The sequence below is a fragment of the bacterium genome, assembly GCA_030247525.1.
Lineage (GTDB): Bacteria > Electryoneota > JAOADG01 > JAOADG01 > JAOADG01 > JAOTSC01.
Genome location: JAOTSC010000101.1, coordinates 1 through 12176, shown reverse-complemented (window position 1 = coordinate 12176; position 12176 = coordinate 1). Strand labels below are relative to the sequence as shown.

The following is a 12176-nucleotide window of genomic DNA, read 5'->3' as shown; positions in this document are numbered from 1 at the left end:
CTATAGCTTGCCGATGCAATACCTACCCCGTTATTGGTACGTGCAGCCAATATTCCGGCAACATGAGTTCCGTGAGTGTGGACATCCATCGGGTTGTTGTCAGGCGTTCCGTAATCCTCTTCATCGATGAGAGGATAGGGAATCCGGTTTCGAGGTACGCTTTGAAAATCCCACCCGATGACATCGTCGACAAAACCGTTGTTGTCATTATCGATCAAGTCGTTGTCAGCATCGCTTAACATCCCATTCTGATCAATGTCTTCCGCAGCATTGATTGCGATATTACCCGCTAAGTCTTCATGGAGATAATCAATCCCGGTATCGATAGTTGCGACGAGTATCTCATCGTCGCCGCGTTGCATGTTCCATGCCTGCGGACAATGCATGCTATCCAACCCCCATGAGTCGCGATTTCCAACGCAGAAATCATTGGGTAAATGGAGAGCATGACAAAAACCAATCGGAATGGCAAACTCGATACCATCGACGGCTGATAACTGGTCACAGAATTGGTTACGCTTTTGTTGATCGGAATTCCATAGTTCTTCGCTCTCAAGCACATAAAAGCGATCTAACCCGAATTTTGTAAAATTTGGATTATGTAGGGAAACCGGATCGTGGGTAAACAACGGACTAAGGGTTGCCTTCGGGGATTCCGAAAGCAGACGATCCAATGCTGGTAATCCACAAGGCGTACCGATATTGCCATCGGCGGCAATGTTTAACCGCGAGAGAACAGCAGAAGAAAACCGGATTTCGATCCGACCGCTACTCATTTTTGGATAGAGTGACGGATTTGCGAAGAGAGAGTCGAAACAACCGAACAGACCAAAAAAGGCAAAAACAAAACTAAGCTGGCAACGCAGAGAGAACATGTTTTGCTCCTTTCCGGAGATTTATCACACCAATCGGTTCTATAACATCATCAATACATTCTTCAAAATGTATTGAAAAAATCCTAATTCATCCAAGCTATTCCCAACCATCCAGTATTTTTCCGCTAAACTCTGGAAACATCACATCCTCTCAGTAAGAGAAAAGCGGATAAGTTTTGTTACTTGGCATAACCGATTTGCCATTATGCATTGTCTGTCAAACTTTCAAAACAAATTGTTTAGTGTTAAATTCTGAGCGTAAATGATTTTGGGGAATGTTCCACAATCACACAGTATTTATTGATCTCGTAGACAATTGTTCTTGTTTCTTCGTACATTACTTATGTATAGGGAACAACGATAATGCCAGAAGCGACAGAAATAACGAAAATATTTGGCGGTCATCCCGAGCTGTTTCCGGGAGCAACGAAACACTCTCGTGTATTAATTGTCGACGACGACGATGGCATCCGCGATATCTTGCGACAAGTACTAATAGCCGAGCAGTACGAAGTAATGACCGCAGCAAACGGATTAGAAGCACTCGACATCATGTCGCGTAATTCGTTTGATCTAATCATGACCGATGCTATGATGCCTCGGTTAGACGGATACGAGTTAATTCGCACGATAAAAGAAAATCCGTTAACCCGGTTAATACCTTGTGTGATGGTTACTGCACTTGATTCACGCGACGCTTGGGTGGCGGGAATTACGGTAGGCGCAGACGATTTTCTCACAAAGCCGATCGATCATATAATTTTGTTAGCGCGGGTGAAATCGCTAACCAGTTTAAAACGATTCACCGACGAGTTGGTTCATGCTCAGGAAGTGATTTATGCGCTTGCCCGGACGGTGGAGTTGCGCGATGGATATACTCTTGGACATAGTGAACGGGTGAATGGTTGGTCACGGGCGTTTGCCCAATCGATTGGGTTTGTCAATCACGAACTACTAATCATCGACCATGCAAGTATTTTACACGATATCGGGAAAATTGGCGTTCCTGATAGTATTCTACAGAAAAATGGTCCGTTAGACAGCGACGAATGGGTGGTAATGAGGCAACACCCGGAAGTCGGCGCAGCAATTTGTTCTCCGTTAAAAATGTTGGAACCGGTGTTACCGTTGATCCGCTCACATCAGGAGCGATGGAACGGAACCGGCTATCCCGATGGATTATCCGGCGATGATATCCCGATTGGCGCTCAACTCATCGCAACTGTCGATGCGTGGGATGCGCTTATCACCGACCGGCCATACCGAAAAGGGATGGAAAAGAAAACCGCAATCAAGACTCTGGAGCGCGAAACGGAAAATGGATTGTGGCAACCTGAGCTAATCAATTTGTGGCTTTCGGGTGTAACTGACAATAAATGGGGTCTATGACACAGTTTTTTTCACTCATGCACGAGGCGCAGCGATGAAATTTTTTTCTCTCTCTCTTCTCTTTTTGGGATTATTTGGTTTCGTATTGTCGTCACAGGCAATGCCACCCGCACCCGAGTTACTTTCCCGGTTGCAATCCGGAGAAATCGACGAACCGTACTTTCTCCGCAATGAACAAACGTTGCGGATGCAAGGCGTCGAAGCACCGCACGTCGTGAATTGGCGGAATCGCGCAACCGATGAAACCGATACTACGAATTTTCCTGCGTTGCTTCTATTAGTCGATTTTAGTGACCAACCTACCCGCACTTCAGCGACTTTTTTCGACAGTTTGATGTTCGGAAATTCGCAGGGGAAAGTGAATCATTTCTACAAAGAGATCTCATATCAAACGCTGTATTTCTCGACCCAGAATTGGCCGAGTGCAGTTGGTTGGATCCGTGCTCCTCAGACCTATGACTACTATGTCAATGGACAGAATGGGATGGGGGATTATCCACGGAATTGCCAACGGTTAGTAGAAGATGTAGTCAACATTGCCAATGCAAGTATCAATTTTGCGAATTACGATATCGATAACGACGGTACCGTCGACGGATTAATGATAGTGCATTCCGGCGAAGGGGCTGAGTTGACCGGCAGTGGCAACGATATCTGGTCACATGCATGGAGCACAGCCGATCCAGTAAGTGTCGATGGAAAAACCGTCACTTCCTATAATACTGTTCCTGAATTTTGGCAGTCTCCCGGTGATATGACCTGTGGTGTGTTTGCCCATGAGATGGGACATTCCTTTTTCGGATTGCCTGATCTGTACGATACCGATTATAGCTCGGAAGGAATTGGGCGGTGGTCGCTGATGGCAGGCGGTTCCTGGAATGGCGCTCGCGGCGCTTCGCCTGCTCATCCCGATGCGTATTGTCGGATTGCAATGGGGTTTGCCACAGCAACCAATGTCACGACGGCATTGATGAACCAACAGATTCAGGCGGTGGAAAATCACGGCACCATCTACCGGATGTGGCGGAACGGCGGTGCAACCGGCAACCAGTATTTCTTAGTAGAAAACCGTCAACAGGTTGGATACGATATCGGGATTCCATCTAACGGTTTATTGATTTACCATATTGATCGCAGCACCAATTCAAACCGGAACGAATGGTATCCTGGCAATACCACCAATGGTCATTTCCGGGTTGCTTTGGAGCAAGCCGATGGACGATGGGATTTGGAACACGGTAACAACGGCGGTGATACTGGCGACCCCTTCCCGGGAAGTTCTGTTAATCGAAACTTCACTACCTCTACAATACCCAATAGCCGTAGCTATACCAACTCAACGACGCAAGTAGCGGTGATGGGCATCAGCAATTCCGGATTGACGATGACTGCCGATCTGCAGGTGAACGGTGGGAGCATCGTGATGGAAGCTCCAAACGGCGGTGAGATGTGGTCGATAGGCGGCAGTTATACAATCGAGTGGGCGCCTGACGCAGTTACCGGTCCGAAAACAATCGAACTAAATCGGCACTATCCGGAAGGCGCGTGGGAAGTGCTTGCAGCGAATCTTACTGCCGACAGTACGTTTTCCTGGCTCGTAAATGGCGATACGACCTCTTTCGCCCGAATCCGAGTGAGAGCAACAACTATGACGCCGGAAGTGTATGGAATCTCCGACGCCGATTTTACGATCGGATTAGGAACGATTACAATGACACGACCGAATGGTGGCGAAGCTTTTATAGTAGGCAATCGTCACGCAATTACCTGGCAGTCGAATGGGTTGAGTGGACGTTTGCGCATTGAGATTGACCGAAATTATCCCAGTGGCACGTGGGAAACTGTCATCGACAGCATTTCCTTGAACAGTCCGTATGCATGGATCTGTACCGGTCCGGGTACCGAATTGGCGCGGCTTCGAATTCGCACGTTAGAGATGGCGGTGGAACTTTGCGATACGAGCGATGCAGAGTTTTCGATTCGAGCTACATCAGTTGGCGAATCAACGATACAACCACCCGTTTCCTATTCGCTGTTGAAGGTTTCGCCGAATCCGTTTAATGCGAGTGCGACAATTCGTTACCGGGTAAGAAGTACTGGCATGGTGAGTGTTGCGGTGTATGATTTGCAGGGGCATCGGGTTGCTTCGCTCTATAGTGGGTTAGCTACCAATGGTGAACATCTGGTACAGTGGGACGGCTCACAATTCGCTGCCGGGACATACTTCGTGAAACTTAGCGGCGCCGAAAATGCGATAACGAAAGTCGTGCTGTTGAAGTAAGTGGCATTGTTTATGTTTCGAGAACAGCGCTCAGTATAAACTGGGCGCTGTTTTTTTTCGTTCTTACTGAACACTTAATGATTGGGAAAGGTTGCGGGGAATGAATTCCCCGCTACAGTGAATGCCACTACAAGGGAATGTTGCCGTGCTTTTTGGCTGGGTTAGAGTCTACTTTCGATTCGAGGAGACGCAATCCTTCGATGAGTTTGTAACGGGTGGTGCGCGGTTCGATAACATCGTCGACATACCCGCGTTCGGCAGCAATGTAAGGATTAGCGAACCGTTCATTATAGGCTGCTTCCAGCTCTGCTAATTTCGCGGTAGGATTCTCCGCGTTTTTGATCTCCGCACTGTGGATGATTTCGACGGCACCTTTAGCTCCCATCACCGCGATTTCAGCCGTTGGCCAAGCGAAATTCAAATCGCCGCGGACATGTTTAGAATTCATCACATCATAAGCTCCGCCATACGCTTTCCGTGTGATAACGGTAATTTTCGGAACCGTCGCTTCACAATATGCATAGAGCAATTTCGCGCCATTGGTGATGATACCGCGCCACTCCTGATCGGTACCGGGTAGAAAACCGGGGACATCCTCAAAAGTGATGAGCGGAATATTGAAACAGTCGCAGAAGCGGACGAAACGCGCACCTTTACGGGAGGAATCAATGTCGAGTACCCCTGCCAAGACCGCCGGTTGATTCGCGATGATTCCGACCGAACGACCGCCTAACCGAGCAAAGCCAACGACGATATTCGGTGCGAAATGTTCGTGTACTTCCAGAAAAGAATCGACATCGACGATCAGTTTGATTACATCGCGCAGATCATACGGTTTGGTGGGATTGTCGGGGACAATATCGTCAAGTTGCTCTTCTTCGCGGTTGCTCGGATCGGTTGAAACAATTCTCGGCGGGTCTTCGCGATTGTTCGATGGAAGATAGGAGAGCAATTTTTTTAGTGTTTCGATAGCCTCCAATTCACTCTCAGCCGAGAAATGCGCGACCCCGGATTTGGTCGCGTGGGTATCCGCTCCTCCCAACTCCTCACTCGTCACTTCTTCGTGTGTTACAGTCTTAACGACCTTCGGTCCGGTAACAAACATGTAGCTGGTATGGCGAACCATGACGGTTAAGTCGGTTATCGCCGGGGAATAAACCGCACCGCCGGCACACGGTCCAAGAATCGCGGATAATTGGGGTATCACGCCACTGGCGAGGGTATTCCGGAGGAAAATGTCGGCATAAGCGCCAAGCGATACGACCCCTTCCTGTACCCGCGCCCCGCCCGAATCATTGAGTCCGATGACCGGTGCGCCAACTTTCATCGCCATATCCATGATTTTGCAGATTTTTGCGCCGTGGGCTTCCGCGAGGGAACCGCCACTTACAGTGAAGTCCTGTGAGAAAACAAAGATGGTTTTTCCATTGACAGTTCCCCATCCGGTTACTACGCCATCGCCGAGATGACGCTCGGAGCCGTTACCGAAGTCAACGGGACGGGCACGCACCAGCATGTCCGTTTCGTGAAAACTGTTTTTGTCGAGCAGTACGTCGAGGCGTTCGCGGGCAGTTAGCTTACCCTTCTTGTGCTGCGCCTCGATCCGGCTCGCCCCACCACCCAGCTTAGCGTCTTTTTTGATTGTACGGAGTTTTTCGATCTTCGTTCGCACTTTCCCCCCATATCGGACTTTGTAGTACGTTGGAAAATAGCGAAGTAGCGTTGGGAATGAAAGGGTTACCGATTATTTTAGGAATAGTCAAGGAGGAATTATGGACGAGTATATCGCGAAAGCGAAAATCGAGTTTCAGCGAAGTCAATTGTTTGCCAAGTCAGCCGAAACCGCCGGATTGCCGGTGGAGGCGGTTGCCGTTTTGTGTATGGTGGCAATCCGTCATGCAGTGGAATCGGTGTTTTTCTGCAATCGAGCGACTCCACCGAAGCGGGAAGTATTGTATGAGCACTTCTACGAGCAACATGTTTTACACGGCGGTTTTCCACGCGGCATTGAAAAGAAGATTGCCGAGTTACAGGGCATGGCGGCGGGGGACGTACCTTGCGCAAGCGATGGCGGATTGAGCGTCGCGAAAGATGTATTGAAAGAACTGCACCGAACGATTAAAGCGTGGCTCAAAGAAGCGGAAAAGAAGGTAGTGTAGTTCTTTCATTTTCGATCTTGACATTGCTGTCGTTCGTAAGTGTAGCTTCTGTCAATCAAAACTCTAATAAGAAATGAGCGGACACGAAGTCCGCCCTTACTCACTTAAACTTCAAATTCGCCACGTTGTCGCTGAAAATGATTAGAAGATGCGATAGGCAAGATTGATCGCGATTCGAGTCGCATCATAGTCTTTGTACTTTGGGACGTTTGGATTTGGGGAATCGCTTCTCCGACTTTCGTTTTCAACCCGAATCGTTACCGATGTCGAGTGAATGGGATCGCCGCCGATTTCAACACCAACCCGATGAAACTTGTGTGAACGACCGGCGTGGAAGGGATCGTCGGAAACACTATTGTCGGTAATGTATTGTCGATTACGATAGGTGTAATCAAGCCCCCACCGCATGTCGCCAAGTTTCGGTAAAACAAATTTCGAACTTACATCGAATCGCAACTCATCTTCCTGATAGCTTGCATTTCCATACTCGGAATCCTCCGAAACCGGCAATGCAACCGAACTGCCGATACTCTGGTCGCGACCAGTGTTGTCCATCGAGGTAAACTCGTAGCCAGCAGTAATTGTCGACCCTTTGAACAACCGATACGCGAAATCGAAACCGGAAGTGTGTCCTGTCATATCAAATTCGGTGAAATACTCGTTGTAGTATTGGTTCCGAATCTGGTAGTAGGGTTTCACGGTGACTGATTGCAGCCAAGGATTATCGACCTCCAACCGGAAAGTATACTCGTTCTGATCGAACTGGGCTAAATGCCATTCGCGGGTGTCGCGGTCGGTGTAACTGCGCAAGGGAGTGCGCTTCCAAAGAGAATATGCAACTTTGAAATCGACAGGATCGATAATTTCCTGTTCCCATTGCATCCAATAGGCGTTGCTATTGAGTACCGAACTATTCGCCCAAATGTTCCAGCGCAGTGTCGCACTCAATGTGGTTTGTTTGTTCAAGAACCACTTCTTGGAGCGGCTCGCTTTCAGTGCGAATTGATTCCTCCAATCGCTCAGCGAACTCACTGGAGTTGGATTTGGTTCCGTGCTATTGTCGAACCGTTCGACGTCATAATCGGAGTACTTGAGGATGTTGTTATCGTATTGCGGAGTGTATTCGAACGTTAGCTTGAAATGATTACGCTGCTTCGTTCGAGTCGGTTTGTTGAAATCGTACGGACCCTTTCGTTTCGACGTTGCAGAAGCTTCGCCGAAGGGAACCACCAGCAGTAGTGCAAGCAATGTCAGTAATGTGGTGCGGGTCTTCATATTTACTCCAGCAACTTTACTTTCCGGTATTAGTAAGCGCTTTCGCCGGAATCAGGATACGATTTACCACGTTGATATCGCTGTCGAGTAAGTGAACCGTTACGTTATGCTTGCCTTGCGGTAAATCGAAATTGATTACCGCTGCGGAAGTTAACACATATTCACTCTGAATCGAATGTCCGGCGATACTGCTAATAACTTCATCACAGGGATACACACCGATTGATTGACCATCCAACTTCACTTCAAGTCGCCATTTAATCGAACGATCCATTTTGCCGCCGGCAACCTCGGCTCGAGTTAGGACACGTACCCGCATCGGACCATTCAGTTTAAATTCGAGTGGGCGTTCGTTCGTTTGACGATAGTAGGTCGCTTCCCGTTCCCGGACGACGACGCCGACTAAATCACGGAATCCGCGGGGAGCAATCGCTTCCCATTCCGCCGGTTCGCCGGTATCAAGAATTCGGTTGTAAACTCGGAAGAACAGTGTCGTGGTGTCGCCAATTGATGGAGAGAATTTTATCGTGTGGGGACCATCGGGAATTTTGAAATCGATGTCTTGTGCCATCGATAACTTCATACCGTTAGGACCTTCCATCGAATTCGACTCCATCGCATCCTGCGGAAACTCAACTGGCGTGCCATTATCGAGGGATGCCATCACTTTGAATGAGCGCAAAGCGGTTCTCGTTGCCACCCGAACCTTTGCCCGGATAACAGTTGGACCATTTACTTCAACGACCAACGGCGACGTTGCTGTCGCAGGCGAGTAGCGTAGAAGCTTTCCATTGGTGGTAACGGGTAATCCACCCTTCGCCTTCGCTTCGGGTTCAATCACCTGCCATCGCGCTGCGAAAGCACCTCCCGCTAAACAAAGAATGAAAAGCAACGCGGCGGTGGTTCGTCTCATAATCCTTCTCCTTCGCAGGAACAAACTGCGGAATCGGTCGAAACCCAATCGAAACCTGTCTTCAGAATCGATGGGATAAGTCCAACGGAATCAAGACAACAACTCGATTCCAATTCTATCATTTGTTGATCGGAAGCGTATCGGGATCGGCTCCCTCTTCCTTCAACTTATACTTCTTTCGGTCGTAATTGACGACAATCCCAAATATTACGATAAAAATCGCGAGCAACAACGCGGCAATGCGAACATCGTAGCGTTCGGTGGCATAGACGCCACCCTTCCCCGGATCGGGCAATGGTACCGGTGATTTCGGTAGTTCAAAGGTCTGGGTAATCATCCGAACATCAAAGAGATGAATAAATGGGATTCCGGTTTCGGCATAGTGATGAAGTACACCAATATTGGGATAGTTTCGCTCAGGAAGATTGGGAAAGAATCCTGTTGGTATCAACCAAGTATTCGCCTGATGTCCGATATCGGCAAAGCTGCCACCGACCGAAATAAACAATTTCGGTTTTCCGCCCAACTCCTTCTCGTACTTCTGCAATCGGAGCGATATCGAGGAATCGAGGGAACCAACTTCTAACTTTTCGACATTATTACGGGCAATCGCATCGCGCAATAGTTGCCGACCTTTATCCGACAAGCCACGACCATAATCACCTCCACCACCCAAGGATGCTAAAGTGGAGTGATGGGCAATACGACCTGATTTGTAAAGAGCCGATTCAATATCGAGCCAAGTAAAACTGGGATCGTTAGCGCCCCATTGCGCCGAACCAAGACTCGTTATTATAACGGGTTTTGCTTTCACTGCCTCCAAGGCGCAAATCGTTGCCAAATTCAAACCAGGGAATGTTCCCGATAATCCGACTGCAACCGGGTCACCGGGTTTGATATTCGCCTCCAGTAAGTAGGATACAATTGCGGCAGCGATATTGGGATTCAGTGCTGTCAAAGCGTCTTCGAGTTTGCCGTCCTCGACTGTAATCGGCGATTCTTGCCTTCCAATCATTGCTGTTGCATTAGGGTCATTGATCTCGTCGGGAACCTGACCGGTGCCAAATCGAGTCTGCTTGACTGTTTCCAATGACGTCTGCATCCGCTTGGCGGCATCAAGTTTTACTTCATAATCGGGTAATCGGACTTCGCGGCGAGAGTTCTCAGCAACAATGAAGATCGCTAATGCAATAACAGCTAAAATGACCAATGTTTTCGGGTCACGTAACGACGGTTTGAACATCTTGGGTTCGGAGTTCTTAGACATTAGGGAAAAACCTCCCACCCGTCGCCACCATGATTAACAACCGTGTCGTAACCGAACAAATCAACACTGCTGCTACCGTTTTCACGATTCCTTGCCGTTCCATCCAGTTCGCAATCAAACCGGGTACAACAAAACCAATCGCCTGTAAACCGGGGTCAATTGGGAAAGCATGAGATAACACCAATTGTCGGGACAGATATCCGAAAATGAAACCAAGAAGAATAGATAACACCAACCGGCGTCGTCCAAATAAAAACATGAATCGGGAAAGGAAACGGAGCATCATCCAAACGATAAAACTGACCACAAATGTTGCAATCAATGCGAGTGGTTGATCCAGTTGCAAAGCAACATATCCCGGTACGACGATGCCACCCGCAGCTACTCCGAGTGATTCCTGAAAAAGGAGCGATAGTACTACGCCCAATCCTACGGTTGCTTCAATCAATGCCAACCCTCCGGTCGCGGAAAAGATTCGCGACGGCAAGCCCGCCGGCTCCGACATTTCCAATACCGATTACAGTACCGCCGTCAGTTCCGACTTTCTCAAATATCGCTTCATAAATTGTCTCCGGCTTTGTAATCCCCAATGTGACTACTTTTTCCACCGGAATGCCGTACTTCGCAAAAAAGACCAGTAAACGGTCGGTCCGTTCGCCAATCGAGAAAAAATAATCGAGTTCAATGCCCTTTGCTGTCATCGCTAAAAGTTGTAATGAGCGGTCAAAGCGGTCAGCTCGAGTATTCAACAAGACGATTCTGGTACCCATTTTCCCTTGATACCGCTCAACCGCTTTGTTCCATATCATGAGGGTTGATTCGGGGTCGTTTGCCGCCATTGCATTGACAAACCGGCACCACTTACCGCCATGCTCAACTCGGAAAATCTTTAGGGCACCGGAATCCGGAAAACAATTGTGCATTCCCTTAAGCGCAACCGACCGTGAAATCCCAAGTGAGTTGGTCACCGCTAAGGCTAAAGCAACGTTTTCTGGATGCTCTACGTAGGAAAAACCCCTCATATCCTCTGGTGTTATACCAGATGAATCGGTAATTGTGATTTCGGTCTCACGTCGTTTGGCAACGTCTTGAAAAATATGTGCCAGTTTATGCTCAGCAGTAAAAAAACGCGATTTAACCGGGACGGTGTTCGATAGTGATTTTCCGACATTTTCAGTCGTTGGTCCCATTTCATTCAAATGATCGGGACGAGCGTTCGTACAGACACCGTGGGTAGCATGGACGATCCGGTGCTCGCAAATCCACTGATACTCCGGTTGTACCGCCATACACTCGATAACCAATGCGTCGGGTTTTCTTCGTGAAATAAACTTTATTATTTTCAATTGTTCGAGAATATTCGCGTTAGCCCGGCGGTTGATTGCAATTTCGAGACCATGTTCGTCGATGATGCGCGGTAAAGTTCCGGTTGTTTTTGCCAAGGTTTTTTTACCACCGGCGCGAAGACCAGCCGAGATTAAACGGGTAACCGACGATTTACCGCGAGTACCATTCACATGAATTCGGATGGGAATCGAATAGATACGGCGTTGGTGGCGAGCAAACTCGATGACCCACCAAATAAGAAGGGAGATTAGCAGGAAGAATACAGCTAACACAGTAGGCTACTCACAGCGTCCCAATCTAAATAGACAGTAGTAGACGTCATCTTGCTCTGATCCCTTCCGATGCATAGAAATCGTAATCCTTTTCAGGGGACCCAGTTCGACTCACCGTACTGATTCAGTTTCGTTGCTTGACGTCAAAGTTTTACAATGCACTTGCACTCATTCTCTCGAAACGAATCAATCGCGTTTCGGGAATTCATACCAAATGCACTCGTTTCAGACCTTTCCATCATTGATCATGAGCAACATTGATTCTTCGACACATTTTGTGGGCATCAAAACCAAGCAGAATCATCTTAGGAAGATAAACCACATCGCTTTGTAATTGCAAATACCAGCTACGATTGATAGGATTTCACCGCCGCACTCACTGCATTTTTCAAGAGAAG

At 48.2% G+C, this 12176-nt stretch carries 10 protein-coding genes; 3 read left to right on the top strand and 7 right to left on the bottom strand.

Features of this window, described 5'->3' with window-relative positions; genetic code table 11:
- A partial coding sequence (locus tag OEM52_10035; protein ID MDK9700470.1) for a S8 family serine peptidase occupies positions 1 to 875 on the bottom strand: 875 nt, incomplete at its 3' end.
- Between the two features lie 363 nt (positions 876 to 1238).
- On the opposite strand from OEM52_10035, the gene OEM52_10030 reads away from it, so the two are divergent.
- Complete coding sequence (locus OEM52_10030) at positions 1239 to 2264, top strand: response regulator (GenBank protein MDK9700469.1); 1026 nt, start codon at positions 1239 to 1241, stop codon at positions 2262 to 2264.
- Positions 2265 to 2298: 34 nt separating this feature from the next.
- Positions 2299 to 4545: a M6 family metalloprotease domain-containing protein gene (locus tag OEM52_10025; GenBank protein MDK9700468.1), complete on the top strand. Its 2247-nt coding sequence runs from the start codon at positions 2299 to 2301 to the stop codon at positions 4543 to 4545.
- A 127-nt stretch (positions 4546 to 4672) separates the two neighbouring features.
- Here OEM52_10025 and OEM52_10020 read toward each other — a convergent pair whose 3' ends face one another.
- Positions 4673 to 6217: an acyl-CoA carboxylase subunit beta gene (locus tag OEM52_10020; protein MDK9700467.1), complete on the bottom strand. Its 1545-nt coding sequence runs from the start codon at positions 6215 to 6217 to the stop codon at positions 4673 to 4675.
- A gap of 100 nt (positions 6218 to 6317) precedes the next feature.
- Between OEM52_10020 and OEM52_10015 the strand changes: the two genes are divergently transcribed.
- On the top strand, positions 6318 to 6704 hold the full coding sequence (locus OEM52_10015; GenBank protein ID MDK9700466.1) for a hypothetical protein: 387 nt from the start codon (positions 6318 to 6320) through the stop codon (positions 6702 to 6704).
- A gap of 141 nt (positions 6705 to 6845) precedes the next feature.
- On the opposite strand, the gene OEM52_10010 is transcribed toward OEM52_10015, so the two are convergent.
- The 5 genes from OEM52_10010 to pgsB form a co-directional block, all read right to left on the bottom strand.
- Complete coding sequence (locus tag OEM52_10010; protein ID MDK9700465.1) at positions 6846 to 7979, bottom strand: hypothetical protein; 1134 nt, start codon at positions 7977 to 7979, stop codon at positions 6846 to 6848.
- 16 nt (positions 7980 to 7995) lie between these two features.
- Complete coding sequence (locus OEM52_10005) at positions 7996 to 8892, bottom strand: hypothetical protein (protein ID MDK9700464.1); 897 nt, start codon at positions 8890 to 8892, stop codon at positions 7996 to 7998.
- Positions 8893 to 9010: 118 nt separating this feature from the next.
- A complete protein-coding gene (gene pgsW, locus OEM52_10000; protein MDK9700463.1) occupies positions 9011 to 10159 on the bottom strand; it encodes a poly-gamma-glutamate system protein in 1149 nt (382 codons plus the stop codon).
- Entirely contained in the window at positions 10152 to 10607 is a 456-nt protein-coding gene (pgsC, locus tag OEM52_09995) for a poly-gamma-glutamate biosynthesis protein PgsC (protein MDK9700462.1), read from the bottom strand. The genes pgsW and pgsC overlap by 8 nt, the downstream gene beginning before the upstream one ends.
- Positions 10600 to 11778 carry a poly-gamma-glutamate synthase PgsB gene (pgsB, locus tag OEM52_09990; GenBank protein ID MDK9700461.1) on the bottom strand — a complete coding sequence of 393 codons (1179 nt, stop codon included), beginning with the start codon at positions 11776 to 11778 and terminating at the stop codon, positions 10600 to 10602. Before pgsB ends, pgsC begins: the two co-directional genes overlap by 8 nt.
- Between the last annotated feature and the right edge of the window lie 398 nt (positions 11779 to 12176).